Annotated in this window: 25 protein-coding genes; 15 read left to right on the top strand and 10 right to left on the bottom strand. The window is 69.7% G+C overall.

The annotated features are described in order from the left end of the window. Window positions 1-70 precede the first annotated feature (70 nt). The 6 genes from ACWCP8_RS02640 (at window position 71) to ACWCP8_RS02615 (ending at window position 7,427) form a co-directional block, all read left to right on the top strand. Complete coding sequence (locus ACWCP8_RS02640; protein ID WP_451113961.1) at window positions 71-949, top strand: bifunctional methylenetetrahydrofolate dehydrogenase/methenyltetrahydrofolate cyclohydrolase; 879 nt, start codon at window positions 71-73, stop codon at window positions 947-949. Between the two features lie 29 nt (window positions 950-978). After that, window positions 979-1,701, top strand: coding sequence for a DUF3017 domain-containing protein (locus ACWCP8_RS02635; protein WP_451113960.1), 723 nt, complete (start codon window positions 979-981; stop codon window positions 1,699-1,701). 206 nt (window positions 1,702-1,907) lie between these two features. Then, the gene (locus ACWCP8_RS02630; protein WP_451113959.1) at window positions 1,908-3,128 is read left to right on the top strand and encodes an NADP-dependent isocitrate dehydrogenase; all 1,221 of its coding nucleotides are present in this window, start codon (window positions 1,908-1,910) and stop codon (window positions 3,126-3,128) included. Window positions 3,129-3,609: 481 nt separating this feature from the next. Then, complete coding sequence (locus tag ACWCP8_RS02625; RefSeq protein WP_451113958.1) at window positions 3,610-4,740, top strand: XRE family transcriptional regulator; 1,131 nt, start codon at window positions 3,610-3,612, stop codon at window positions 4,738-4,740. A 179-nt stretch (window positions 4,741-4,919) separates the two neighbouring features. After that, window positions 4,920-5,909 carry a malate dehydrogenase gene (locus ACWCP8_RS02620; protein WP_352267834.1) on the top strand — a complete coding sequence of 330 codons (990 nt, stop codon included), beginning with the start codon at window positions 4,920-4,922 and terminating at the stop codon, window positions 5,907-5,909. 135 nt (window positions 5,910-6,044) lie between these two features. Next, window positions 6,045-7,427: a B12-binding domain-containing radical SAM protein gene (locus ACWCP8_RS02615; protein ID WP_352267833.1), complete on the top strand. Its 1,383-nt coding sequence runs from the start codon at window positions 6,045-6,047 to the stop codon at window positions 7,425-7,427. Between the two features lie 34 nt (window positions 7,428-7,461). Here the strand turns inward: ACWCP8_RS02615 and ACWCP8_RS02610 are convergent, their stop codons facing one another. Together ACWCP8_RS02610 and ACWCP8_RS02605 are read right to left on the bottom strand one after the other, a co-directional pair. After that, window positions 7,462-8,190 carry an isocitrate lyase/PEP mutase family protein gene (locus tag ACWCP8_RS02610; RefSeq protein WP_352267832.1) on the bottom strand — a complete coding sequence of 243 codons (729 nt, stop codon included), beginning with the start codon at window positions 8,188-8,190 and terminating at the stop codon, window positions 7,462-7,464. A 74-nt stretch (window positions 8,191-8,264) separates the two neighbouring features. Next, window positions 8,265-8,777, bottom strand: a complete 513-nt coding sequence (locus tag ACWCP8_RS02605) for a carboxymuconolactone decarboxylase family protein (protein WP_352267831.1) — start codon at window positions 8,775-8,777, stop codon at window positions 8,265-8,267. Window positions 8,778-8,824: 47 nt separating this feature from the next. Here ACWCP8_RS02605 and pdxR point away from each other — a divergent pair, with 47 nt between their 5' ends. From pdxR to ACWCP8_RS02590, 3 genes are all read left to right on the top strand, one after another. After that, window positions 8,825-10,228 carry a MocR-like pyridoxine biosynthesis transcription factor PdxR gene (pdxR, locus tag ACWCP8_RS02600; RefSeq protein WP_451113957.1) on the top strand — a complete coding sequence of 468 codons (1,404 nt, stop codon included), beginning with the start codon at window positions 8,825-8,827 and terminating at the stop codon, window positions 10,226-10,228. Between the two features lie 208 nt (window positions 10,229-10,436). Continuing rightward, entirely contained in the window at window positions 10,437-10,712 is a 276-nt protein-coding gene (locus ACWCP8_RS02595; RefSeq protein WP_330245958.1) for a hypothetical protein, read from the top strand. A 6-nt stretch (window positions 10,713-10,718) separates the two neighbouring features. Further along, window positions 10,719-11,918, top strand: coding sequence for a glutathionylspermidine synthase family protein (locus ACWCP8_RS02590; RefSeq protein ID WP_451113956.1), 1,200 nt, complete (start codon window positions 10,719-10,721; stop codon window positions 11,916-11,918). Between the two features lie 48 nt (window positions 11,919-11,966). On the opposite strand, the gene rocD is transcribed toward ACWCP8_RS02590, so the two are convergent. The 4 genes from rocD to ACWCP8_RS02570 form a co-directional block, all read right to left on the bottom strand. Then, entirely contained in the window at window positions 11,967-13,172 is a 1,206-nt protein-coding gene (gene rocD, locus ACWCP8_RS02585) for an ornithine--oxo-acid transaminase (RefSeq protein ID WP_352267827.1), read from the bottom strand. Window positions 13,173-13,284: 112 nt separating this feature from the next. After that, entirely contained in the window at window positions 13,285-14,136 is an 852-nt protein-coding gene (locus tag ACWCP8_RS02580; protein WP_451113955.1) for a hypothetical protein, read from the bottom strand. Between the two features lie 114 nt (window positions 14,137-14,250). Beyond that, complete coding sequence (locus ACWCP8_RS02575; RefSeq protein WP_451113954.1) at window positions 14,251-15,099, bottom strand: hypothetical protein; 849 nt, start codon at window positions 15,097-15,099, stop codon at window positions 14,251-14,253. Then, on the bottom strand, window positions 15,092-15,676 hold the full coding sequence (locus ACWCP8_RS02570) for an RNA polymerase sigma factor (RefSeq protein ID WP_356320577.1): 585 nt from the start codon (window positions 15,674-15,676) through the stop codon (window positions 15,092-15,094). The genes ACWCP8_RS02575 and ACWCP8_RS02570 overlap by 8 nt, the downstream gene beginning before the upstream one ends. Before the next feature lie 232 nt (window positions 15,677-15,908). Here ACWCP8_RS02570 and trpS point away from each other — a divergent pair, with 232 nt between their 5' ends. Then, window positions 15,909-16,922 carry a tryptophan--tRNA ligase gene (trpS, locus tag ACWCP8_RS02565; protein WP_352267823.1) on the top strand — a complete coding sequence of 338 codons (1,014 nt, stop codon included), beginning with the start codon at window positions 15,909-15,911 and terminating at the stop codon, window positions 16,920-16,922. A gap of 112 nt (window positions 16,923-17,034) precedes the next feature. Next, window positions 17,035-17,625, top strand: coding sequence for a 2'-5' RNA ligase family protein (locus ACWCP8_RS02560; protein WP_352267821.1), 591 nt, complete (start codon window positions 17,035-17,037; stop codon window positions 17,623-17,625). A 59-nt stretch (window positions 17,626-17,684) separates the two neighbouring features. Here ACWCP8_RS02560 and ACWCP8_RS02555 read toward each other — a convergent pair whose 3' ends face one another. Together ACWCP8_RS02555 and ACWCP8_RS02550 are read right to left on the bottom strand one after the other, a co-directional pair. Beyond that, window positions 17,685-18,440: a decaprenylphospho-beta-D-erythro-pentofuranosid-2-ulose 2-reductase gene (locus tag ACWCP8_RS02555; protein WP_451113953.1), complete on the bottom strand. Its 756-nt coding sequence runs from the start codon at window positions 18,438-18,440 to the stop codon at window positions 17,685-17,687. 81 nt (window positions 18,441-18,521) lie between these two features. Further along, on the bottom strand, window positions 18,522-19,871 hold the full coding sequence (locus ACWCP8_RS02550) for an FAD-binding protein (protein ID WP_382830866.1): 1,350 nt from the start codon (window positions 19,869-19,871) through the stop codon (window positions 18,522-18,524). Between the two features lie 175 nt (window positions 19,872-20,046). Here ACWCP8_RS02550 and ACWCP8_RS02545 point away from each other — a divergent pair, with 175 nt between their 5' ends. After that, complete coding sequence (locus ACWCP8_RS02545; protein WP_451113952.1) at window positions 20,047-20,976, top strand: YihY/virulence factor BrkB family protein; 930 nt, start codon at window positions 20,047-20,049, stop codon at window positions 20,974-20,976. On the opposite strand, the gene ACWCP8_RS02540 is transcribed toward ACWCP8_RS02545, so the two are convergent. Then, on the bottom strand, window positions 20,924-22,201 hold the full coding sequence (locus ACWCP8_RS02540) for a D-alanyl-D-alanine carboxypeptidase family protein (RefSeq protein WP_352267816.1): 1,278 nt from the start codon (window positions 22,199-22,201) through the stop codon (window positions 20,924-20,926). The genes ACWCP8_RS02545 and ACWCP8_RS02540 overlap by 53 nt on opposite strands. A gap of 121 nt (window positions 22,202-22,322) precedes the next feature. On the opposite strand from ACWCP8_RS02540, the gene ACWCP8_RS02535 reads away from it, so the two are divergent. The 3 genes from ACWCP8_RS02535 (at window position 22,323) to ACWCP8_RS02525 (ending at window position 25,693) form a co-directional block, all read left to right on the top strand. Beyond that, window positions 22,323-22,568, top strand: a complete 246-nt coding sequence (locus ACWCP8_RS02535; protein WP_030969050.1) for an SCO4848 family membrane protein — start codon at window positions 22,323-22,325, stop codon at window positions 22,566-22,568. A gap of 73 nt (window positions 22,569-22,641) precedes the next feature. Continuing rightward, the gene (locus tag ACWCP8_RS02530) at window positions 22,642-23,934 is read left to right on the top strand and encodes a metallophosphoesterase (protein ID WP_352267916.1); all 1,293 of its coding nucleotides are present in this window, start codon (window positions 22,642-22,644) and stop codon (window positions 23,932-23,934) included. Window positions 23,935-24,139: 205 nt separating this feature from the next. Next, window positions 24,140-25,693 carry an ABC transporter substrate-binding protein gene (locus ACWCP8_RS02525; RefSeq protein WP_352267815.1) on the top strand — a complete coding sequence of 518 codons (1,554 nt, stop codon included), beginning with the start codon at window positions 24,140-24,142 and terminating at the stop codon, window positions 25,691-25,693. Here the strand turns inward: ACWCP8_RS02525 and ACWCP8_RS02520 are convergent. After that, window positions 25,680-26,414, bottom strand: a complete 735-nt coding sequence (locus tag ACWCP8_RS02520; protein ID WP_352267813.1) for a TetR family transcriptional regulator — start codon at window positions 26,412-26,414, stop codon at window positions 25,680-25,682. The two genes, ACWCP8_RS02525 and ACWCP8_RS02520, sit on opposite strands and share 14 nt — an antisense overlap. Window positions 26,415-26,425: the final 11 nt, after the last annotated feature.

The following is a 26,425-nucleotide window of genomic DNA, read 5'->3' as shown; positions in this document are numbered from 1 at the left end:
CGCAATCTGCCGGCCACCGTGGGGACCCAGAATTGGTATGCGGGCGGGGTCATCCGCGAGGATGGGCACTATGACTGCCCAGATTCTCGATGGCAAGGCCACCGCAGCCGCGATCAAGTCCGACCTGACCGTCCGCGTGGCGGCCCTCAAGGCGGAGGGCATCACCCCTGGCCTGGGAACCCTGCTCGTCGGGGACGACCCGGGCAGCAGGTGGTACGTGAACGGCAAGCACCGCGACTGCGCGCAGGTCGGCATCGGCTCCATCCAGCGCGAACTCCCCGACACCGCCACCCAGGAGGAGATCGAGGACGTCGTACGGGAGCTCAACGCCAACCCCGACTGCACGGGTTACATCGTGCAGCTTCCCCTCCCCAAGGGCATCGACACGAACCGTGTCCTGGAACTGATGGACCCGGCCAAGGACGCCGACGGTCTGCACCCGATGAACCTCGGCCGGCTCGTCCTGAACGAGACGGGCCCGCTGCCGTGCACCCCGCAGGGCGTCGTCCAGCTGCTCCGCCACCACGACGTCGAGATCAACGGGGCGCACGTCGTGGTCGTCGGCCGCGGTGTCACCATCGGCCGCTCGATCCCGCTGCTGCTGACCCGTAAGTCCGAGAACGCCACCGTCACCCAGTGTCACACCGGTACGCGTGACCTCGCCGCCCAGCTCAAGCAGGCCGACATCATCGTCGCCGCCGCGGGTTCGCCGCACATCATCAGGCCCGAGTACGTGAAGCCGGGCGCGGCCGTGCTCGACGTCGGCGTCAGCCGGGACGAGGAGGGGAAGATCGTCGGCGATGTGCACCCCGGGGTGGCCGAGGTCGCCGCGTGGATCTCCCCGAACCCGGGCGGTGTCGGCCCGATGACCCGTGCCCAGCTGCTCGTCAACGTGGTCGAGGCGGCCGAGCGCGATGTGGCTGCAGCGGCTTCCGTCTCCGCCGACTGAGCCGACCGACCTGATCCGGAAGGAACCCCATGGGTGCTGGTACGAGTCCTGGTACGAGTCCGGCCGACCCGGCCGCCGCGGCGGACCGGGCGATTCCGGTGCCGCCGGGCGGAGGCGCGCGCGGTGCGGATGAGCGTGCCGAGGGTGTGCCGGGCGAGGGCGTGAGCGCCGCGGTCGAGGGCCCTGATACCGAGGAGGGCCCGGACGCCGGGCCTGCGGACGAAGAGGCTACGGATGCCGAAGTCGCGGATGGCGAAAGCACTGCCGAAGCGACGGTCGAAGCCGCGGGCGTCGACTCCGGCAGCAGCGATCCCGGCGACTCCACTCCCAGCGGTGGTCCGCGTGTCGAGCCCCGCCCGTCGCGACGGTTCCCCTCGTTCACCCGGGACACTGCGCGCCCCGAGGGCGGCGGCAGGGCGGCGTCCGGGGACGCGCCCGCCCCGGCCCGTCAGTGGCCGCTGCTCGCCGTGCTCTGCACGGCCGGGATCGGCCTGCTGATCGTGGCCGTCAACCCCTTTGCCGAAGCCTTCAGGATCGGCACGATACTGATCGGCGTCGCTCTCCTCGGTGGAGCCGTGCTGCGCTGCGTGGTCCCCTCGGTGGGCATGCTGGCGGTCCGTTCCCGGTTCACCGACCTGGTGACGTACGGACTGCTGGGTGTTCTGATCGTGCTGCTCGCACTCGTGGCGCAGCCCAAGCCGTGGCTGGACCTACCGTTCCTGGAGCACGCGGTCCGCTTCACGATCCGCTGACTCCCGTACGACGCCCGGTACGTCCGGCGCCGAGTGCGTCCAGGACGCCGCGTACTCCTCGTGACGCCGAACCGGCCCCCTCGCCACCCACACCGGGTGCGAGGGGGCCGCGGCTTTTGCGCAGCAGACCGTGGCCATCTATCTCGATGTCGAGTATCTTGGCGTCGAGATAAATTGGCCCAAGTGCGGAAGGGACGTTCCACTCCATGGTCAAGATCAAGGTGGTCAACCCCGTCGTCGAGCTCGACGGTGACGAGATGACCCGCATCATCTGGTCGTTCATCAAGGACAAGCTGATCCTCCCGTACCTCGATGTCGAGCTGAAGTACTTCGATCTGGGCATCGAGCATCGCGACGCCACCAACGACCAGGTCACGGTCGACGCCGCCCACGCCATCAAGCGGTACGGCGTCGGGGTCAAGTGCGCCACGATCACGCCGGACGAGGGCCGGGTCGAGGAGTTCGGCCTGAAGGCCATGTACCGCTCGCCGAACGGCACGATCCGCAACATCCTCGGCGGCGTCATCTTCCGCGAGCCGATCATCATGGAGAACGTGCCGCGGCTCGTCCCGGGCTGGGCCAAGCCCATCGTCGTCGGCCGTCACGCCTTCGGCGACCAGTACTGTGCCACCGACCTGAAGATCCCGGTCCCGGGCACGCTCACCATGACGTTCACCCCGAAGGACGGCTCCGAGCCGGTCGAGGTCGAGGTCCACGAGTTCCCGGACGCCGGCGTCGCACTGTCGATGTACAACCACGACGAGTCGATCCGCGACTTCGCGCGCACCTCGTTCCGCTACGGCCTGGACCGCGGGTACCCGGTGTACATGTCCACGAAGAACACGATCCTCAAGAAGTACGACGGCCGCTTCAAGGACATCTTCCAGGAGGTCTTCGACGCCGAGTTCGGTGCGGAGTTCGCGAAGGCCGGACTCACCTACGAGCACCGTCTGATCGACGACATGGTCGCCTCGGCGCTCAAGTGGGAGGGCGGCTACGTCTGGGCGTGCAAGAACTACGACGGCGACGTCCAGTCCGACGTCGTGGCGCAGGGCTTCGGCTCGCTCGGCCTGATGACGTCGGTCCTCATGTCGCCCGACGGCAGGACCGTCGAGGCGGAGGCCGCGCACGGCACGGTCACCCGCCATTACCGCCGGCACCAGCAGGGCAAGGCGACATCGACCAACCCGATCGCGTCGGTCTTCGCCTGGACCCGCGGTCTCGCGCACCGCGGCAAGCTGGACGGCACGCCCGAGGTCATTGCGTTCGCCGAGACGCTGGAGAGGGTCTGCGTCGAGACCGTCGAGGGCGGCCGGATGACGAAGGATCTGGCGCTGCTGATCTCCGAGGACGCCCCCTGGCTGACCACGGAACAGTTCCTGGACGCGCTGGACGTCAACCTGCAGAAGGAGATGGCATCCCGTTGAGTTCTGCCTGAGCCCGGCCCGGCGGGACTGGCTTCTGCGCGGCGGTCTTCCGCCCACCAGGTGATGTCCGTCCCCTCCCCCGAGAAGGGACGGACACCTGCGGCCGGGGCCCACAGGAGCGAAGTGGCTCCGGAAAGTGGTGACTTGAGCGGCCTTGCCCCGACCTGGAGCCAGCCTCGTCGACGAGGAACGACGGTTCAAGGAAACCCTGTGGCCTGTGGCACGGAAGTGACCATTCCGCCACGGTGTGATCGCCGCGCAACGGTGGCGGGCCGGCACGGCAACGCGGGGCAGGACAGGGGGCGTGCGACGGTGCGAGCCGAACTCCCGAATGACTCGGTGCGCTCTCTCTCCAGGAACTGACCGGCCGCCTTTGTGCATCCTCCTGGGTAGTCCGGAACGGTAGACCGCCGTATCGGGACAAGGGGGGAACGACAGAGCGGGGCACATCGGGCACGTTCGGGGGACTGAGGGGGAAGTAATGCCTCGTTGGAAGGCACTACCGGATGAACTCGACCCACAGGTCAGGGAGTTTGCCGGCCAGCTTCGCAGACTCATCGACCGCAGTGGTCTGAGCATCGCCGCGGTTGCTGACCGCACGGGCTACAGCAAGACCTCGTGGGAGCGCTATCTGAACGGTCGGCTGCTCGCGCCCAAAGGGGCGATCGTCGCTCTCGCCGAGGCCACGGGTACCGATCAGGTGCATCTGACGACCATGTGGGAGTTGGCGGAGCGGGCCTGGAGCCGCGCCGAGATGCGCCACGACATGACGATGGGGGGCATCCGGATCGCTCAGGCGCGTGCGGCGCTGGGTGAGTTCGGGCCGAGCCCGGTGGGCCACGGCGGGAGCCGCCGCTCTGCCGGAGCGGTCAGCGGCACGGGCGTCGGCACAGCCACGGACGCGGATTCGGACGGGGGCGCGGGTGAACGCGACGGGGGCCGCGCACCGTCCGTGCCGATTCAGCGCGGGACGTCCCCGCGGGTGCCGCAGCAGTCACAGGCGCGCCCGGGTGCCGGATACACAGACCTATACGGATCCGCTGCAGGCGGGCGGCCACCGCAGCCACCGCAGCCGCAACAAGGCGGCGGTCCGCGGAAGCCGGTCGACCGCCGCAAGCTCACCGTGTTCCTCGCCGGTGTGGTGGGCGCGCTGATGGTGACAGCTGCCGCGGTACTCCTGACCGGCCCGGACGGTGACGACAATGACAGGAGGGACTTCACCACCCCGGCGGCGTCGCCAAGCCCCAGCGCGCCCGAGCTGCCGGACGGCGTCAAGTGCAGTGGTGCCGACTGCACGGGGAAGGATCCGGAGGACATGGGGTGCGGCGGCAGGTTCGCCCGTACGGCCGCAACCGTCACGGTCGGCGGAAGTCTCGTCGAGGTGCGCTACAGCGAAACGTGTGCCGCGGCGTGGGCCCGGATCACCAGGGCCACTCCGGGCGACACGGTCCGGATCACCGCAGGCGCGGCCCCGGGGCAGCGCGGCGCAGTGGACGCCGGCACGGACACGGACGCGTACACCCCCATGGTCGCCGTCAAGAAGGCCGCGGACGCCAGGGCCTGCGCGACGCTCGCGTCCGGGACGAAGAGGTGCACCGACGCTGCCGGATGAGACGCGGGTCGCGGTGAGCGGTGCGTGACCGGTTGTGTGCGGTGCCACAGGGGGCCGGGCGGCCGGGAGGTTCCGGGTCGGATAGCCTGATCGCTGGATATCTCTTCACATCAAGATTCAGGGGATATCCAGCACCAGGGGCAGGGACCCCCACCGCCAGCTGTCTAACGGAGATCGCCATGACCCGCACTCCCGTGAATGTCACCGTGACCGGCGCAGCCGGCCAGATCGGCTACGCGCTGCTCTTCCGCATCGCCTCCGGCCACCTGCTCGGCCCGGACGTGCCGGTCAACCTGCGCCTCCTGGAGATCCCGCAGGGTCTGAAGGCCGCCGAGGGCACCGCGATGGAGCTCGACGACTGCGCCTTCCCGCTGCTGCGCAACATCGAGATCACGGACGACGCCAACGTCGGCTTCGCCGGTGCGAACGTCGCGCTGCTCGTCGGCGCCCGCCCCCGTACGAAGGGCATGGAGCGCGGCGACCTGCTCTCCGCCAACGGCGGCATCTTCAAGCCGCAGGGCAAGGCGATCAACGACAACGCCGCGGACGACATCAAGGTCCTCGTCGTCGGCAACCCGGCCAACACCAACGCGCTCATCGCGCAGGCCGCCGCCCCGGACGTACCGGCCGAGCGTTTCACCGCGATGACCCGCCTGGACCACAACCGCGCGATCTCGCAGCTGGCCGCCAAGACCGGCGCCGCCGTCTCCGACATCAAGAAGCTGACGATCTGGGGCAACCACTCGGCGACCCAGTACCCGGACCTCTTCCACGCGGAGGTGGCCGGCAAGAACGCCGCCGAGCTCGTCAACGACGAGGCGTGGCTGGCCGACACCTTCATCCCGACCGTCGCCAAGCGCGGCGCCGCGATCATCGAGGCCCGTGGCGCGTCCTCGGCCGCCTCGGCCGCCAACGCCGCCATCGACCACGTGTACACCTGGGTCAACGGCACCGCCCCCGGCGACTGGACCTCGATGGGTATCCCGTCGGACGGCTCCTACGGTGTGCCCGAGGGCCTCATCTCGTCCTTCCCGGTCACCACGAAGGACGGCAAGTACGAGATCGTCCAGGGCCTGGACATCAACGAGTTCTCCCGCACGCGCATCGACGCGTCGGTGCAGGAGCTCGCCGAGGAGCGCGACGCGGTTCGCGAGCTCGGTCTGATCTGATCCGTACGCCTCCTGGCGCGTACCTCACCGCCCCCGGCAGCACTCGCTGCCGGGGGCGGCCGCGTTCGCACACGGCCCCGGCGGGAACGGCCGTGGGTGGGAACTGCGGACACGGTTTGCGCAGTCTGGGCTGTCATGCGCGTGACGATGATTCTTCCGGCCCTGACCGAGGCGACCAGCCCGCTCTTCCGGCCCATCAAGTACTCGCTCTTCCCGCCGCTCGGCCTGGCGACCCTCGCCGGCTACCTGGATCCGGACGACGAGGTGACGCTCCTCGACGAGCATGTCGAACGGGTCGACATCGAGGCGCTCGACAGCCCCGACCTGCTGGTCGTCCAGCCGTACATCACCTCCGCCCGGCGCAGCTACGAGATAGCCGACCACTTCCGCGCCCGGGGGGTCCACGTCGCCATGGGCGGCCTCCATGTGACCTCGCTCCCGGACGAGGCGGCGGCGCACGCCGACACGATCTTCACCGGGCCGGGGGAGGACACCTGGCCGCTGTTCCTGAAGGAGTTCCGGGACGGTGCGCCGCGCCGCCGGTACGACTCCAAGCTGCGCACCCTGGCCGGACTGCCGCCCGTGCGACGGGACCTGATCAAGCGGAATCTGTATCTGGTGCCCAACTCGATCGTCGTCTCGCGCGGCTGCCCGCACCACTGCGACTTCTGCTACAAGGACGCGTTCTTCGAGGGCGGCAAGTCCTTCTACACCCAGGCTGTCGACGACGCTCTCGCCGAGATCGAGCGGCTGCCCGGCAAGCACCTGTACTTCCTCGACGATCATCTGTTCGGCAACCGGCGCTTCGCCGAGGCGCTCTTCGACGGGATGGCCGGAACGGGACGGCTCTGGCAGGCGGCCGGCACCGTGAAGTCCGTACTCCAGCCGGACCTGCTGGAGCGGGCCGTGGACGCGGGGCTGCGCAGTCTGTTCGTCGGCTTCGAGACCGTCAACAGCGCGAATCTCGCCGAACGCCGCAAGGACCAGAACATCGGCAAGGACTACGCGGCCGCCGTCCGCCGGCTCCATGACGCCGGTGTCATGGTCAACGCCAGCTTTGTCTTCGGCCTCGACCACGACGGCCCGGACGTCTTCGACCGGACGGTGGAGTGGGCCGTCGAGCAGGGCATCGAGACTTCCACTTTCCACATCATGACGCCGTATCCGTCCACCGGCCTGTGGAAGCAGATGGAGGCCGAGAACCGGATCGTCCACCGGGACTGGGATCTCTACGACACCCGCCATGTCGTCCACCGCCCGAAGGGGATGACCTCGCGTCAGCTGGAGGACGGCTATTGGCGTGCGTACCGGGACTTCTACCGCTGGTCGAACATCTGGCGCGGCGCGGCCGCACAGCCGGGCACGCACGAGCGGCTGAGGCACCTGGCTTACGCGGGCGGCTGGAAGAAGTTCGAACCCGCCTGGGACGCCCTGATCCGCTCCCGCAACGTGGTGCGGGCCATGCCGATGCTGGAACGGACCCTGGCTGCCTTCGGCGGCAGACAGGCCCACGGCTAGGGCCTGGCGGGCTTGGTGCGCCGGCGGCGGGAGGCTACAGCGCGTGCAGCCGGTCGGCGATCTCTCGGAGGGCTGCCATGGCCTGGCGCTGCAGCCCGGGGCCGAACGTGATCCGGGTCGCGCCCAGCTCGCCGAGGCGGCGCGGGGTCGGGCCGTCCGGCAGGGCGAAGACGTTGAGCGGGGCCGGGATGGCGGCGGCCAGGCGGGGAAGGGACTCGGGCGGTGCGGCGATCGGGTAGACGCAGTCCGCACCGGCTGCCGCATACAGCCGGCCGCGGGCGATCGTCTCCGTCTCCGGGTCGGTGCCGTCCGGGACACCGCGTACGTACGTATCGACCCGAGCGTTGACGAAGAGCCGATCGCCCGCGACCGCGCGTACTTCCGCCAGCCGGTCCGCCTGCCGCTGCGGGTCCGTCAGGACGCCGTCGGCCGAGTCCTCCAGGTTGCAGCCGATCGCACCGGTGTCGAGGAGCCGCTCCACGAGTTCCTTCGGTGGCAGCCCGTAACCGGCCTCGATGTCCGCCGAGACGGGTACGGAAACGGCGCGCACGATCCGGGCCACGGCCGCGAACATCTCGGCGGCGGGCGTCGCCCCGTCCTCGTACCCGAGCGAGGCCGCGACCCCGGCGCTCGGCGTGGCGAGCGCCGGGAAGCCGGCGTCGGCGAAGACGCGGGCGCTCGCGGCGTCCCATGGGCCGGGGAGGACCAGCGGGTCTCCGGGGGTGCGGCCGTGGTGCAGGTCGCGGAAGACGGAGACGGTCATCGCGGGGCTCCTGGGAGAGGTGAGGCGGAGGAGGGGCGGCGCGGAGGCGGGGCGGCGACGCTGCTCGGTCCGGGTCAGTGCTTCGTGTCGCTGGGAGCGTAGTGGCCGGGGACCATACGAGTGGTCACGGAGAACCGGTTCCAGGCGTTGATCACCGTGATGGCGGCGATCAGCTGGGCCAGCTCGGCCTCCTCGAAGTGCTTCGCAGCCTTCTCGTACACGTCGTCCGGCACGAAACCGTCGGTCAGGACCGTCACGGCCTCCGTCAGCTCGATGGCTGCGATCTCCCTCTCCGTGTAGAAGTGTCGCGACTCCTCCCACGCGCTGAGCTGGACGATCCGCTCGACCGACTCGCCCGCCGCGAGCGCGTCCTTGGTATGCATGTCGAGGCAGAACGCGCAGTGGTTGAGCTGCGAGGAACGGATCTTCACCAGCTCGGCGAGGACCGGGTCCAGGCCCTTACGGGACGCTGTCTCCAGCCGGACCATGGCCTTGAAGACATCGGGCGCGAGCTCGGCCCACTGCAGGCGGGGGCTGTGCTCGGGGGCGTAGTCGGAGGTCGGGTGGTTGTGCTCGTTCGTAGTCATGTGTATGACGCTACGCGGCGGATGGCGCAGGAGTATGGTCCATTTCCATGACGGGTTCCTGGGCCACTTTCGGAGCTGACCTACACATCGACCCAGCAGGTGCGGCGGGGCTGCGGGCGGGGCTGATGAACGCGCTGCGGGAGGCCGTACGGACCGGGCGGCTGACGCCCGGGACCCGGCTGCCCTCGTCCCGCACGCTCGCCACCGACCTGGGGATCGCCCGGAACACTGTGGCCGACGCCTACGCCGAACTGGTCGCCGAGGGCTGGCTCACCGCCAGGCAGGGTTCGGGCACCCGGGTTGCGCAGCGGGCCGAGCCACGTCGACCGGCTGTGACGGCCCCGCGCTCCCGGCCGGTGCGGCGCCGGCCCGCCTACAGCCTGATGCCCGGCTCGCCCGACCTGTCGACGTTCCCGCGCGCCGACTGGCTCAAGGCGGCCCGGCGCGCTCTGACCGCCGCGCCCAACGACGCCTTCGGATACGGCGATCCGCGCGGGCGCATCGAGCTGCGCACCGTACTGGCCGACTATCTGGCGCGGGCCCGCGGGGTGTACGCGGACCCGGAACGGATCGTGATCTGTTCCGGCTTCCTCCACGGGCTGATGCTGATGGGGAAGGTGTTGCGGAAGCGGCGGGTGCGGGAGGTGGCTGTCGAGTCGTACGGACTGGATGCGCACTGGAATCTGCTCGCGGACGCCGGACTGCGCACGCCCTGCCTGCCGCTCGACGGACTCGGCTCCCGGACCGGGGAGCTGGTCGGGATGCGCGGGGTGGGCGCGGTGCTGATGACTCCCGCGCACCAGTTCCCGACGGGGGTGCCGCTCCATCCCGACCGGCGGGCCGCGGCCGTGGACTGGGCACGGGGGGCGGGCGGTCTGATCCTGGAGGACGACTACGACGGCGAGTTCCGCTACGACCGGCAGCCGGTCGGTGCCCTCCAGGGCCTCGACCCGGAACGGGTCGTCTATATGGGGACGACCAGCAAGTCCCTGGCGCCGGGGCTGCGACTGGCCTGGATGGTGCTGCCGCAGGAACTGGTGAAGGAGGTGGCCGAGGCGAAGGGCGACATCGACTGGGTGTCGAGCGCGCCGGACCAGCTGACGCTCGCGGAGTTCATCGAGTCCGGTGCGTACGACCGTCATGTGCGCTCGATGAGGCTGCGCTACCGGCGCCGCCGCGACCAGCTCGTCGCGGCGCTCGCGGAACAGGCGCCCGCACTCCGCATCAGCGGGATCGCCGCCGGTCTGCACGCCGTCCTCGAACTCCCGGACGGCAGCGAGCGATCGGTGATCCAGGCCGCGGCCTTCCAGGGACTGGCACTGGAAGGCATGGCCCGCTTCCGGCACGCGGACGCGGAGGCGGGAAACGACGCACTGGTCATCAGCTACGGCGCCCCGACCGACAGCGCCTGGGCGGGCGCTCTGGAAGCACTCTGCCGGGTGCTGCCGTAGTAACCGGGACCCCGACCGGCACCCTCGCCCGCACCCGCCATCCGCGCGCCCTGCCGTCAGCATCCGCGTGCTCCGCCGCTGCGACCTCGACCACTCCGGAACCGCATCCAGCCCCAGCCCCAGCCCCAGGGTTCTCGCCTTCCCGGGCGGCCATCTAATCTGACGGACGGTCCTATGGCTGGAACAGAACGATGGGGGAGACGGAAGCATGGCTAAGCGCAGGGTGAGGTCGAGCACGGTGGTGCTCGGCTCCATGGGGGTTCTCGCGGCGGCGATCACCTCGTGCGGATCGGAACCGGACAAGCGGTGTGTGGACCCTGTGACCCACTCCAAGCTGCCGAGTTACGAGTGCAAGAGCAGCAGCGGCAACGGCACTTACTACTACGGCGGCAGCTCCAAGGGCGGCAAGGTCCAGGGCGGTAGTTTCGACAAGTCCGCCGTCGACCGCGGCGGCTTCGGCTGCTCCGGTACGGGCGGCGGCTGACCAGCCATGGAACGCCGCACCACCGAACCGCGCCCCGGTTGGCAGGAGACCGTCGAGGAGCAGGGGATCGTCTATCCGCTGACCCGTTACCCGGACGGATCGCTGCGCCCCTACTGGGACGAGAGCGCGTACTACGTCTTCTCACTGCCCGAGGTCGAGGCGCTGGAGGACGTGGTCGAGGAACTGCACACGATGTGCCTGGCTGCCGCCGCGCACATCGTTGAGCAGGACCGCTTCGCCGACCTCGGCATCACCGACCGGCGACTGGCCGCTCTGATCACCGAGTCGTGGCGGCGCCGCGCCGAACTTCCGTCCCTGTACGGCCGGTTCGACCTGCGCTACGACGGAACCGGCCCGGCGAAGATGCTGGAGTACAACGCCGACACCCCCACCTCACTCGTGGAGGCGGCCAGCGCCCAGTGGTTCTGGATGGAGGACCGCTTCCCGGACGCCGACCAGTGGAACTCCCTTCATGAACGCCTCGTCGCGGCATGGAAGCGGCAGGCCGCACTGCTGCCACCGGGACCGCTGCATTTCGCCCACTCCGAGGGGGACGAACTCGGCGAGGACCTGATGACGGTCGCGTATCTCCGCGAGACTGCCGAGCAGGCCGGGATCGACACGGAGGCGCTCTCCGTGGAAAAGATCGGCTGGGACCGGCTGACCGGACGGTTCGTCGACGACCGGCTCCGCTTCATCCGTAGCTGCTTCAAGCTCTACCCGTGGGAGTGGCTGGCGACCGATCGCTTCGGCCCCCAGGTCCTGGACACCCTCGACAACGGCGGCGGCACGGGCACCACCTGCTGGATCGAGCCCGCCTGGAAGATGCTCCTCTCCAACAAGGCGCTGCTGGCCATCCTCTGGGAGCTCTATCAGGGTCACCCGAATCTGCTGCCCTCCTATCTCGACGGTCCTCGCGAACTGGCCGGGGACGGGAACGGTGGAGGTGGCATCGGCTATGTCGCCAAGCCACTGCTCGGCCGCGAGGGCGCCGGCGTCACGATCCATGAGCCTGGAAGCCCCGTGGTGATACGGGACGAGCCGTGCTGCTACCAGGAGCTGGCCCCGCTGCCGGACTTCGACGGCAACCGGGTCGTGCTGGGCGCCTGGGTCGTCGAGGACGAGTCCGCGGGGCTCGGTATCCGCGAATCGGCGGGGCTGGTGACGGACGAGTACGCACGCTTCCTGCCTCACGTCATCCTTTAGCGACACCGGTGGGGCCGGCCGACCCGGCCCCACACCGGTCCGGCGCCGTCAGCCGCGAAGTACTTCGCGCAGTTGGTCCAGGCCCCAGTCCAGGTCCTCCTTGCTGATCACCAGGGGCGGAGCGATCCGGATCGTCGAACCGTGGGTGTCCTTGACCAGCACCCGGCGGTCCATCAGCTTCTCGGAGATCTCCCGACCCGTGCCATGACCCGGGGCGATATCGACCCCCGCCCACAGACCGCGGCCCCGCACCGTCTCCACCGCGCCGCCACCCACCATCAGCCCCAGCTCCTGGTGGAGGTGGTCGCCCAACTCCGTGGCCCGCTCCTGGAACTCGCCGGTGCGCAGCATCGCGATGACCTCCAGCGCGACCGCACAGGCGAGAGGGTTGCCGCCGAACGTCGAGCCGTGCTCACCCGGCCGGTACACCCCGAGCACCGCGGCCGACGAGACCACGGCCGACACCGGTACCACGCCGCCGCCCAGCGCCTTGCCGAGCACATACATGTCCGGCACGACACCCTCGTGCTCGCAGGCGAAGGTCTTGCCCGTCCGGCCCAGACCCGACTGGATCTCGTCCGCGATGAAGAGCACATCCCGCTCGCGGGTCAGCTCGCGCACCCGTGGGAGGTAGCCGGGCGGCGGCACCAGCACCCCGGCCTCGCCCTGGATCGGCTCCAGCAGCACTGCCACGGTGTTCTCCGTCATCGCCGCACGCAGCGCGGTCAGGTCCCCGTACGGCACGATCTCGAACCCCGGCGTGTAGGGGCCGAAGTCCGTCCGCGCCTCCTGGTCCGTGGAGAAGCTGATGATGGTCGTCGTCCGGCCGTGGAAGTTGTTCGACGCAACGATGATCTTCGCCATGCCGTCCGGGACGCCCTTCACCCGGTAACCCCACTTGCGGGCGGTCTTCACCGCGGTTTCCACGGCCTCCGCCCCGGTGTTCATGGGCAGCACCATCTCCATGCCGCACAAATCGGCGAGCTGCGTACAGAAGTCGGCGAACCGGTCGTGATGGAAGGCGCGCGAGGTCAGGGTCACCCGGTCCAGCTGTGCCTTGGCCGCCTCGATCAGGCGTCTGTTGCCATGGCCGAAGTTGAGCGCCGAATAGCCCGCGAGCATGTCGAGGTAGCGCCGGCCTTCGACATCGGTCATCCAGGCGCCTTCCGCCGAGGCGACGACGACCGGAAGCGGATGGTAGTTGTGCGCGCTGTGCGCCTCGGCGGAGGCGATGGCGGTTTCCGTGGTCGACACGGGATCTCCGTTCGTCGTGCGGCGTGGGCTGGGGTGGTGCCCACTTTGTATCGTCGGTCGGATCTCCGGGGAGGAAACCTTCAATCCGTGGCGCGCCCGTGAGATAGCGCAGTCAGAGGTCCAGGAGCTCCTGACGTGGGCCGCTCTCGCGGCTGCCCCAGCCTCCGCCACCCCCGCCGTCACCAGGCCGGCGAGCTGCCAGGGGGCGCAGGGCCAGAGCGAGCGCCGCCCCCGCCACCAGCCCGGGTACGGCCCACCACACACCGTCGAAGCGATCGGAGGAGCCGGAGGCCCTGGCGGTGTCCGCAGAAGCCGACGGGGGAGCGGACGGGGAAGTCTCCGGTTCCGATGCGAGGCCGGCCAGTGGGTCCATCGGGGCGGCGACCTTCCTGTTGTCCCAGGCCTGTGGGAACACCCTCGCGTACGCGTCCTGGTTGCTCGTCTTCCCCATCAGCCCGAGCTCCGTGAACAGCTTGACCAGCCCCGCCGGATTCTTCGCCCGGTGCCAGTACCCGCGGAAGGTATAGGGGACTTCGGACGCCGTGTGTATCCATATGGTGTCCGGATCGTCGCCCGGGAAGACGCGGTCGGTCCGCATCGGCTCCAGATCCAGGACCATCCAGGTCACATTGATCTGCCGGGTCCCCATAGCCGCGTCCATGCTCTGCGGCCGCTGCTTGGCGCCTTTTCCGGCCGGGCCCAGCAGGGTCTCCAGCTCGGCATATCTCGGATCCGAGACGGAGAGTGCGGTCGCCTCCCCGCTGTCGGGCGAGGAGACGAGCACGGTTGTCGATCCGCCCGCCACCGCACTCGGCGCGAGGCAGAGACTCAGCCCCCACACCACCGCAAGCACGGCCGACCGCCGCAGCAACCGGGCCCCCGGCCGCCGCCTGAACCGGCCCTCCTGCCGTTGCACGGAACGCACCCCCGGCCCTCGCATCAACAGGCTTCCCGGCTTTCCCATGACGTCCCCCTTTTGTGCTCTCGCCCTGTGCGCTACGGCCCGTCCGTACCGCGTCACTTCTGGTACACCGCTCGAGCCCTGCAGGTTCCGCTCCGGCGCCCACCGATCCCAGGCCTATCGATCGCCGGCCCGTCCGAGCGTGGACTTGGCGACCGCGCGGGCCCGCTCCCGCGCGTCCACGCCCTCCAGCCGCAGTGTCAGCCGATCGTCCTTGACCCACAACAGGGTGGGCCCAGCCGTCCGTTGCGACCGCGTCCACCGGTTGCCGTCCCCGTCGACCATGCCGAAGCGCAGCACATGTGGCCGGGCGAACCACAGCCCGTCCACCCGGCCGCCACGGCCGTCGTAGACCTTCAGCCACTCCGGCTGCTCCCGCACCTGCTTCGTGAAGTACGGATCGAGTCTCGACAAGAACTCGTCGAGCCGTACCGTCCGCCCGTTCTCCCGCCAGCACAGGGTGACCATGGACCGGCCCTCCGGCAGTTCCGTCAAGGCCACCGCTGCCGGTGCGCCGAGCGCCGGCGGTACGACCGGCCGGAAGCCCGACCGCCGCGCCGCCTCCGTCAGCGTCACCGGGGTGTCACAGCCAGGCACCGGCGCACCCGGCCGCTCGGGGGCCGGCGCGGACGGGTCGTACCGCACCTCGACCCCGCCGAAGCCGAACCAGTCCGCGACCGTCGCCCGCACCGGAGGCGTCAGCACCAGCACGACCAGGACCCCCGAGAGGGCCGCGGCCAGCAGGCGGGCCCGCCTCCGCACCCACGCCCCGGCCCGCTTCAGCCGCCCCGGAGGAACGGGCACCGGGACCGCCTCCGCGACGATCTGCGCCAGCACCCGCTCCGCCATCGTCAGCCCGGAGCCCTCCGGATCGCGCTCCGGCACATCCATCCCGCGCCCCAGCGCCAGCAGCTCCGCCCGCAGGCGCGCCCGGTCACCGCCACGCCCCCGCTCCGCGTCACTCATGCCCCTCACCCCCTCCCGCCTCTCGCCTGTCCGCCCCTCGACCGTCCGCAGTCGTCCCGAGCTTCTTCTCCAGCTTTTTCAAGGCGCGGTTGAGCCGGGACTTCACCGTCCCCCGTGGCCAGCCCAGGGCCTGTGCCGTCTCCGCCTCGTCCATCTCCAGCAGGTAGCGGTACGTGACGACCCGACGATGCTCCTCGCTCAGCTCGTCGAGCGCGGCTGTCAGCAGCGTCCGCCGCTCCTGCGCGAGCGCCGCCACCGCCGGATCCGCCGACTCCGGTATCACCGGATCGGCGCCCCGCAATATCGCCTCGCGCCCGGCCACCGCCCGCGCCCGGCCCGCCGACCGGACTGTGTTCCTCGTCTCGTTCACCACGATCCGCAGCAGCCATGGCCGGAATGCCGCACCCTCCCGGAAACGGCCCAGCGACTGGTACGCCTTGAAGAAGGCCGACTGCACCACATCCTCCGCGTCGGCCTCCGCCCCGAAGGCGACCGCGGCCCGCAGGGCGACGCCCGTGTGGGCGCGCACGAGCTGCGCGTATGCCTCTGCCTCCCCGGCGCGCACACGAGCGATCACCGCCGCCTCGCCCTCGGCCGGCGCTCTCGCCGCCGCCTCGGCCCGAGTCCCGGCCTGCTTCCCGGTCCGCCCCTCCACCTGCCCCTCGGCACGCCCGAGAGCGCGGTCCGTACCCCCGTCGTCGACGGCGCGGCCCCCCTCCCGGCCCCTCTGCAGGGCCCCCTCCTGCGTCCTCACACCTTTCATACACCGGCTGCCGGAGATCGGTTCCGTACCTGAGACAATGAGTTTCATGGCCTCTGAACGCCCCCGCGTGCTCTCCGGAATCCAGCCCACCGCAGGCTCGTTCCACCTCGGCAACTACCTCGGTGCGGTCCGCCAGTGGGTGGCGCTGCAGGAGTCCCACGACGCCTTCTACATGGTCGTGGACCTGCATGCGATCACCATTCCGCAGGACCCCGTCGAGCTGCGTGCGAACACCCGGCTCGCCGCCGCCCAGCTGCTCGCCGCCGGACTCGACCCGGAACGCTGCACGCTCTTCGTCCAGAGCCATGTCCCCGAGCACGCCCAGCTCGGCTGGGTGATGAACTGCCTCACGGGCTTCGGCGAGGCATCCCGGATGACGCAGTTCAAGGACAAGTCCGCGAAGCAGGGCGCCGACCGGGCCACCGTCGGGCTCTTCACCTACCCGGTCCTCCAGGTCGCGGACATCCTGCTCTACCAGGCCAACCAGGTCCCGGTCGGCGAGGACCAGCGTCAGCACATCGAGCTCACCCGCGACCTCGCCGAGCGCTTCAACGCCCGGTTCGGTGCGACCTTCACCATCCCGGACCCGTACATCCTCAAGGAGACGGCGAAGATCTTCGATCTTCAGGACCCGTCGTCCAAGATGAGCAAGTCGGCGGCCACCCCGAAGGGGCTGATCAACCTCCTCGACGAGCCGAAGGCCACGGCCAAGAAGGTCAAGAGCGCGGTCACCGACACGGACACGGTCATCCGCTTCGACCGCGCCGAGAAGCCGGGCGTCAGCAACCTCCTGACCATCTACTCCACCCTCACCGGATCCGGTATCGAGGATCTGGAGCAGAAGTACGAGGGCAAGGGTTACGGTGCGTTGAAGACCGACCTCGCAGAGGTGATGGTCGAGTTCGTCACACCGTTCCGGAGCCGCACCCAGGAGTATCTTGACGACCCCGAGTCGCTGGACTCGATCCTGGCCAAGGGCGCGGAGAAGGCCCGAGCGGTGGCCGCCGAGACCCTGGCGCTGACCTACGACCGGATGGGCTTTCTGCCCGCGAAGCACTGAGTCCAAGGACCCTGGCGGGACGGTGGCCGCAGGCGGCACACTGGCGACGGGAAACCGACTCCGGTGACGGCGCGAAGCCGGCCATCGACCTTCGAAGATTGAGGAGAACGACGTGGGGACCGTAACGCTCGGCGTTTCGATCGCGGTCCCGGAGCCCTACGGCAGCCTGCTCCAGGAGCGGCGCGCGAGCTTCGGGGACCCTGCCGCATACGGCATTCCCACCCACGTCACCCTTCTCCCGCCGACCGAGGCCGAGGCGGCCGACCTGCCCGCGGTCGAACGGCATCTTGCCCAGATCGCGACCGGCGGCCGCCCCTTTCCGATGCGGCTGTCCGGGACGGGGACCTTCCGCCCCCTGACGCCGGTCGTCTACGTCCAGGTCGTCGAGGGCGCGTCGGCGTGCGCCTGGCTGCAGAAGCGGGTGCGCGACGCGTCCGGCCCGCTGATGCGCGAGCTGCAGTTCCCGTACCACCCGCATGTGACCGTGGCGCACGACATCGCCGAGGAGGCGATGGACCGGGCGTACGCGGAGCTCTCCGACTACGAGGCTTCCTGGACCTGCGGTTCCTTCGCGCTGTACGAGCAGGGTCCGGACGCCGTCTGGCGCAAGATCAACGAGTTCCCGTTCGGGGCGGAGGGATCTGCTCCCGCGGTACCCGCGCAGGGCGGCAGTTCCGTGGACGAGCCGTCCCTGCAGCCCTGAGGCCGCAGGTGCCGGCCGACCGCGCTTCCACGGTCTGCCGGACCCCGTAACCGCGCCGCTCAGACTAGAAGACGCCGGAAGAGCGGCCGCGGCACATGGCGCAGCGCCGACATCACGACCCGCAGCGCCCCCGGTACCCACACTGTCTCCGAGCGCCTCCGCAGCCCCGTCACGATCGCGTCCGCGACCGCCTCCGGGGTCGTCGCGAACCGGGACCCGGCCACCCCCGCCGTCGTCTTCGACCGTACGAAGCCGGGGCGTACGACCATCACGTGCACTCCGGTGCCGTGCAGAGCGTCGCCCAGCCCCTGGGCGAACGCGTCCAGTCCCGCCTTGCTCGATCCGTAGATGAAGTCGGCGCGGCGGGCCCGCTCGCCGGCCACCGAGGACAGCACCACCAGCGATCCGTGACCCTGCTCCTGGAGCGCGCCGGCGCACACCAGGCCGGCGGAGACCGCCCCCGTGTAGTTGGTCTGGGCGACCCGTACCGCGGAGAGCGGTTCCTCCTCGTCGCGCTCCTGATCCCCGAGGATGCCGAACGCGAGCAGCACCATGTCGATGTCGCCCTCGGTGAAGATCTTGCCGAGGGCGGTCTCGTGGGACTCGGAGTCCAGGGCGTCGAAGTCGACGGTACGGACGTGCGCGCCCAGGGCGCGCAGTTCCGCCGCGGCCGACTCCAGTCCGGGCGAGGGGCGTCCGGCCAGCCAGACCGTGCGGGTGCGGCGGGCGATCAGACGACGCGCGGTCGCCAGCCCGATCCGGGACGTGCCACCGAGCAAGAGCAGGGACTGCGGGGCACCGAAGGCGTCCTTCACGAAAACACTCCTAGCGGGGGCGGCGGACAGCGAATTGGTGAGAGGCGGAGGGGAAGAAGAGCCGGCGGGCGCAGCACGGGCTCAGAGCGCGAGGCGGCGGGAGAGGTCCGAACGGAACGCCCCGTTCGGGTCCAGCTCGGCGCGCAGCGCCAGGAATTCGGGCAGTCGCGGATACATGGCGGCCAGCGTCTCGGGGCGCAGCCTGGAGTCCTTCGCCAGGCAGACGCGGCCGCCCGCCGCTGCCACTTCCTCGTCCAGCCCGTCGAGGAAGCGGGCCAGGCCCGGCAGGGCGGCAGGCAGATCGAGGGCGAGCGTCCAGCCCGGCATCGGGAAGGACAGCCAGCCAGGATCACCGTCCCCGAACCGCTTGAGCACGGCGAGGAACGACGGGCAGCGGCGCTGCGAGATCCGCCGGACGATGCGGCGCAGCGCCTCCTCCTGTCCGTGTCCGACGACGAACTGGTACCGCACGAAGCCGCCGCGGCCGTAGACCCGGTTCCAGTGCGGTACGGCGTCCAGCAGGTGGAAGTACGTGGACAGCTTCTGGAGTTCACCGGTGCGGAACTTGGGGGCTCTGCGGTACCAGAGCTCGTTGAACAGGGCGACGGAGGTACGGCCGAGCAGCCTGTCCGGTACGAACGCAGGCGCCGCGGGCAGCCGGCCCGGGCGGAACATGAGCGGTGTGCGCCGGTCGCGCGCCGGGAGCACATGCAGGGGTGCGTGCTCCCCGCGGGTCAGTACGGAGCGCCCGGTCGCCCGGCCGCGGGCGAGGAGGTCGATCCAGGCGGCCGAGTAGCGGTAGCGGTGGTCGGAGGCGGTGAGCCGGGCCATCAAGTCGTCCAGATCGACGGTCCGTTCGGTGTCGACCGCCATGAGTGACGTCGCGACGGGGTGGAACTGGAGCGTGGCCGACAGGATCACCCCGGTCAGTCCCAGGCCTCCCGCGGTCGCGTCGAAGAGGTCGGCGCCGGGCCGGACCGTCCGGATCGTGCCGTCGGCGGTGAGCAGCTCCATGGCCCGTACGTGTCGGGAGAAGGAGCCGCAGACATGCTGGTTCCTGCCGTGGATGTCGGCGCCGATCGCGCCGCCCACCGTGACGTAACGGGTCCCCGGGGTCACCGGCACGAACCAGCCGAGCGGCAGCAGCACTTCCATCAGCCGGTGCAGGCTCACGCCCGCGTCGCACACCACCAGGCCGGCTGCGGCGTCGATGGTACGGATCCGGTTCAGCGCGGTCATGTCGAGTACGGAGCCGCCCGCGTTCTGCGCCGCGTCGCCGTAGGCCCGGCCGAGGCCGCGGGCGATGGAACCACGGGGTCCGCAGCCCCGCACCGCGACCGCCGCCTCCTCGTACGTACGGGGGCGGAACCGCAGTGCGGTCGTCGGGGCGGTGCGGCCCCAGCCGGTCAGGGACACGGTGTCGACGGACATGGTGGTGACCGTATCGTCCGGGAAAACACCTTTGAGGGATTTGTTACAACACTCACCGAAATGGGTGGTTGAAAGAGTGTCATCCATTCAGGATGCGAAACGTCCGCCGCCGACCAGAAGAGTGCAGTGGGGGCCACTCACCGGTTTTTCGCGCCCAGGAGGGTACGCGCACGTCATGGACTGGCTGAAGAAACTCCCCGTCATCGGGCCACCGGTCTCCTGGCTGATGACGACGCACGCCTGGCGCTCGTACGAAAGGCTCGACCGGGTCCACTGGGCCAGGCTCGCCGCTGCGATCACCTTCATCAGCTTCCTGGCGCTCTTCCCGCTGATCGCGGTCGCCGCGGCGATCGGCGCCGCGATGCTCTCCACCGAGCAGCTGAACAAGATCGAGGACAAGGTCGCCGAGCAGGTGCCCGGCATCTCCGATCAGCTCGGCATCGCCGGTCTGGTGGCCCACGCGGGGACGGTCGGGTTGGTCGCCGGTGTGCTGTTGCTCTTCACCGGTGTCGGCTGGATCGGTGCGATGCGCGACTGTCTGCGCGCGGTCTGGGAGTTGGACGACGTGGACCAGGGCAATCCGGTCGTCCGTAAGCTCAAGGACGCCGGACTGCTGGTAGGCCTCGGCGGGGCGGCGCTCGTCACCCTCGCCGCCTCCACGGCCGGCTCCACCGCGGTCGGCTGGACCGCCCGGCTGGTGGGCATCTCCGACCGGGGGGCCGGCGGGGTGCTGCTGCAGACCGCTGCCCTGCTGGTGGCGGCCCTGGCCGACTTCCTGCTGCTGCTCTATCTGCTGACGCTGCTGCCCGGCGTCAAGCCGCCGCACCGCAGGCTGGTGACCGCCGCGGTGATCGGCGCGATCGGCTTCGAACTCCTCAAGCTGCTGCTCGGCAGCTATATGAAGAGCGTCGCGTCGAAGAGCATGTACGGCGCCTTCGGCGTACCGATCGCCCTCCTGCTGTGGATCAACTTCACCGCGAAACTGCTGCTGTTCTGCGCCGCCTGGACGGCGACGCCGAGCAGGCGGCAGACGAAGGAGGGCGCCGCGGACGTCAGCGGCGAGGAAGGCGGCGCACCAGGTCCGGCAGCGGCCAGCGCCGGTTGACCAGGAACACCCCGCCGGCCAGCAGCGCCAGGACCCCGCCGACGATCCCGAGCGCGATCCCGACCCCGCTGGAGCCCGCACCGGCCGCGGCCGCCTTGGTGGTGCCCGAACCGTGCTCGCCCTTGTTCGCCGCGCCGTTGGCGCCCGCCGCGCCCTCTCCGCCGCCCGATTCCATGCCCTTGCCGGTTCCGGTCTGCGCGGACTTCGGGGGGACCAGTTCGCCGACCGGGGTCACCTTGCCGGCTGCGTCGAAGCCCCAGTCGAGCAGGCTCGCGGCCTCCTTGTAGACGGCGTGCCTCTCATCGGACTTCGGGTTCATGACGGTGACGAGCAGCACCTTGCCGTTGCGCTCGGCGACACCGGTGAAGGTGTTGCCCGCGTGAGTGGTGTAGCCGTTCTTGACGCCCGCGATGCCCTTGTACGGCTCGACGCCGACGCCACCGGTGAGCAGCCGGTTGGTGTTCTGGATCTGGAAGGCCTCGCGCTTCTTGCCGGCCTTCTTCTCGCCGGGGAATTCGGCCGTGGCAGTCGAGCAGTACTCGCGGAAGTCCTCCTTCTGCAGTCCGCTGCGGGCGAACAGCGTGAGGTCGTACGCGCTGGAGACTTGGCCAGGGGCGTCGTAGCCGTCGGGCGACACGACGTGTGTGTCGAGGGCCTGCAACTCCTCGGCGTGCTCCTGCATGGCGGTGACGGTCTTGGGGACGCCGCCGTACATCGAGGACAGCACATGCACCGCGTCGTTGCCGGAGCGCAGGAAGACGCCGAGCCACAGGTCGTGGACCGTGTACGTCAGGCGCTCCTTGACGCCGACCAGGCTGCTGCCCTCACCGACGTCGGCGAGATCCTTGTTCGTCACCTTGTGCTTCAGGGTCTTCGGCTGGAGCTCGGGCGCGTCCATGACCGTGTCCGCGAACAGCATCTTCAGCGTGGAGGCCGGGGGCAGCCGCCAGTGCGAGTTGTGCGAGGCGAGCACCTCGCCGCTCTCCGCGTCCGCGACGATCCAGGACCGTCCGGTGAGGTCCTTCGGCAGCACCGGGGCGTCCGGCCCCAGATCGACCTGGGTGCCGACGAGGCCGAGCCGCTCGCCGCCGACCTTCGACATCGGGGCGGTCGGCTTCGGGTCGTCGGTGGTGTCCTTGCCGACCGCTGACGCGGGGCCGACGACAAAGGTGGACAGCAGGACGGCAGAGGTGACCATCAACGCGGTCTTTTTCAGAGCAGGCACGGTCGGAAACGTACAGGCTGATGATGTGGAGGGGGATGCGGACCGCCGGACCGGCCGACCGGAACGCCGGGACAGTCCACCCCGAGCGCCCCGGCCGGAGCGCGGTGGCGATACTGGATTCATGAAGCTCACCCGCCCCGTCTCCTGGTTCCTGCTCGCCTTCGGGGTGTGGAGCTGGTGCATTTGGGTCACTTTCGCCAAGAATCTATGGAAAGACGGCAGTGGGCTTGCCTTCGACGACGCGGGTGACCCGACTGCGTACTTCTGGGTGCATCTGCTGCTCGCCATCACGTCCTTTCTTCTGGGGACGGCGGTCGGTGTGATCGGGTTGCGCGGACTCAGGGCTCTGCGCCGCGAACGTGCATAACCGGCCGCGCGGCGACCGGACATAGGCGTACGAAACACAGGCGTGCGGTACCGGAGTGGGAGCGCAAGTGGCACTGGTCTTCGTTCTGGCCGCGGTCGCGGTCCTCGCGCTGCTGGTCGGCGTGCACCGCTATGTGTGGCGTCGTCTTGTCGGCGACACGACGGCGCCGGGCAGCGCGCTGCGCCGGGCGGGCACCGTGGCGGCCTGGCTGCTGCCGCTGTTGAGCATCGGTGCTCTGGTCTCCGGGCGCGCGGGCGCGCCGTTCCGGCTGCAGCAGACGCTGGCCTGGCCGGGCTTTCTCTGGCTGGCGGCGCTCCTGTATCTGACGCTGGCTCTGCTGGTGGGTGAGGCGGTACGGCCGGTTCTGCGGTGGGTGCTCGCGCGCCGCGCGACGGATGGCCGTACGGCCGGCAGGGCCGGTGCCGGGAGCGATGCGGCTGATATGGGCTCATCTCCGGCCGAAGCGGCCGCGAGTGGAGCTCCTGCGGCCCCGGCCACCCTCGTCGTCGAAGCCCCCGCCCCGCCATCGGCGGCCACCCATCCGTCCCGTCGCCTGTTCGTGGCGCGGGCCGTAGGAGGCGCTGCCGCCGTCGCCGGGCTCGGTACCGTCGGATACGGCACGTACGGCGTGCTCCGCGGCCCGCGCGTCAAGCGGGTCACCGTCCCGCTCGCCAAACTGCCCCGGTCCGCGCACGGCTTCCGGATCGCCGTCGTCAGCGACATCCATCTCGGCCCCATCCTGGGCCGCGCCCACACCCAGCGGATCGTCGACACGATCAACCGGACGCAGCCCGATCTGATCGCTGTCGTCGGCGATCTCGTCGACGGAACCGTCGCCGACCTCGGACCGGCTGCCGAGCCGCTGGCGGGACTGACTGCCCGCCATGGGGCGTTCTTCGTCACCGGCAATCACGAGTACTTCTCCGGTGCGGCCCAATGGGTTGATCACGTAAGGGAATTGGGGCTTCACCCACTGGAGAACGCGCGGGTCGAGATAGACGGCTTCGATCTGGCCGGGGTCAACGACGTTGCCGGGGAGAGCGAGGGGCAGGGCCCCGATTTCGAGCGCGCCCTCGGCGACCGGGACCGTACCCGCGCCTCCGTCCTCCTCGCCCACCAGCCCGTCGTCATCGACGACGCGGTCGCGCACGGGGTGGACCTCCAGCTCTCCGGCCACACCCACGGCGGCCAGCTCTGGCCGGGCAACTACCTCGCCGAACTGGCCAACCCCACGGTCGCCGGGCTCGAACGCTACGGCGACACCCAGCTGTACGTCTCGCGGGGCGCGGGCGCCTGGGGTCCGCCGGTGCGGGTCGGCGCCCCCTCGGACATCACCGTCGTGCAGCTCGCCTCCCGACAGGCGTAGTCGCGGCCCCCGCACAACCGCACAGCACCTCCACCTTTTCGGCCGTTCGGCCCATCGGAGGTTTCAACTGCCAAAGAATTGGCTAAGAAGTACAGATTTCCTCTTCCGGATGTGAAAATCGTGTGATTGGGTGAGTTCGAGCATGTGGTGATGTGCGTTTCTGAGCACATCTGCCCGGGTGGGGCTGGTAAGGGAGAGCACGGCAATGCGGTCGATCCGGGTACGGATTCTCGCGATTTTCGCGGTTTTGGTCATCGCAGGCGTCGGCGCCTGGCAGTTGCTTCCCTCGGACGAGGCGAAGAAGGATCCGATCACGGTCGGCACGACGGACGAGGTGACCTCACTCGACCCGGCCGGTGCCTACGACGCCGGTTCCTGGGCGATGTACAGCAACGTCTACCAGTCCCTCCTGACGTTCAAGTCCGGGGCGATCGTCCCCGAGCCGGACGCCGCCGAGAGCTGTGGGTTCATCGGCCAGAAGCTGCAGACGTACCAGTGCAAGCTGCGCGACGATCTGACCTTCGCCAGTGGCCGGAAGGTCACCGCCGCCGATGTCGAGTACTCCATCGAGCGCATGATCAGGATCAAGACGGACGTCGGCCCCTCGGTGCTGTTCCCCAGCCTCAAGAACGTGGTGTCCGAAGGCCGCACGATCACCTTCAACCTCTCCTCGCGCGACGCGACCTTCCCGCAGAAGCTCGCCACCGGGGCCGGTTCGATCGTCGACCACGACCAGTACCCGGCGGACAAGCTCCGCGCCGGGAACACGGTCGACGGTTCGGGGCCGTACATCCTGAAGTCGTACGCACCGGGCACCGAGGCTCAGCTGGTCCCGAACCCCAACTACAAGGGCGCGCTGAAGAAGACCGGCGTCCCGGTCAACATCCGCTACTACAAGCAGTCGGACGATCTCCTGGCAGCCTGGAAGTCCGGGCAGGTCGATGTGACGCACCGGCAGCTGCCGCCCGACACTCTCGCCGACCTCAACCCCGCCGACATCGACATGCACGTCACCGAGGCGGACAGCGCCGAGATCCGCAACCTGGTCTTCAACGTGCGCCCCGGCGCCCCGCTCGCCAACAAGAAGGTCCGGCAGGCCATCGCGTCGATCATCGACCGGGGGCCGCTGGTGACCGACGTCTACAAGGGCACCGTCGAGCCGCTCTACTCGCTGATCCCGCAGGGCTACATCGGGCACAGCACGCCGTTCTTCGACGACTACCCGACGCCCGACCCGGCGCGCGCCAGGAAGCTGATGGAGGAGGCCGGGGTGCAGATCCCGCTGCACATCAACTTCGCCTACCGCGCCGACGACGCGTACACCAAGGAGACCGCCGAGCTGCGCCGCCAGCTGGAGGCGAACGGACTGTTCAAGGTCTCCGTCAAGGCTGTGGAATGGCAGGAGTTCCAGAAGGGGTACGCGGCGGGCAAGTACGACGCGTACACCGTCGGATGGCTGCCCGACTACCCGGACCCCGACACCTTCAGCCAGCCGCTCGTCGGCCGCGACACCAGCCTTCACAACGGCTACACCAGCAAGCGGATGGACCAGCTCATCTCGGCCACGCTGCAGTACAGCGACCGCAGCCGCACCTCGGGCGACTTCAAGGACCTTCAGGCCCTGGTCGGCGAGGACGTGCCGCTCGTACCGCTGTGGCAGAAGAAGGACTACGTCGTCAGCACGACCGAAGTCTCCGGCTCGCAGTACCTGTCGGACGGCACGGGCATCTGGCGGCTGTGGGAACTCAACTGGATCTAGTCCCGGGATCCGCGGCCGGTTGTCCTGCCGTCCCGGGCAGGAACTCCGACAGTACGTCGTGGACCTGACGCACGAGCGGTCGCAGCACTCGGAACCGGGAGAGCGCGATCGCTCGGGCGCCGATCGGGGCGGTGCGTTCGACCAGACGGCGGCTGCGCTCGGCGCCCTCCGTCCGGTCGTACACCCAGAACAGCACCAGACCCATCTGTATCAGCCACATCAACTGCGGCAGCTCTTCCGCCATGTCGGGGTCGGTCTTGGTGCTGGAGCCGGTCAGGCACCGTTCATGAATGGAGATCGCCGCCTCCCGGGCTGCGACCGACTCCTTCGAAAACGGGGAGAGGGGGCTTTCCGGGTCGGCGGCGTTCTTGAAGAACTGGGCGGCGAAGCGGTGGTACGGCTCGGCCACGTCGAGCCAGCTGAGCAGCACCCCGCGGATGCGTACGGCCAGATCCTTGTCGCCGGCCAGGACCGGCTGGACCGCTGCCTCGTGCTCGGCGGCGAGCCGGTCGTAGAAGCCCTGGACGAGGTGTTCCTTCCCGGCGAAGTAGTAGTAGGCGTTTCCGACGGAAACCCCGGCCTCCTGCGCGATGGCCCGCATCGTCGTCTTGTCGTAACCGCGTTCCTCGAAGAGCCGAAGCGCAGTTTCGAGGATGAGTGTGCGGGTCTGCTCGCTCTTGGGAGCCTTGACTTCCTTCACGTCCTTCACTTCCTTCACCACGCCCCCGAGGG

This window comes from Streptomyces sp. NPDC002206 (genome assembly GCF_053593595.1).
The sequence above is the reverse complement of the archived record's forward strand: the minus strand, read 5'-3'. Positions and strand labels throughout refer to the sequence as shown.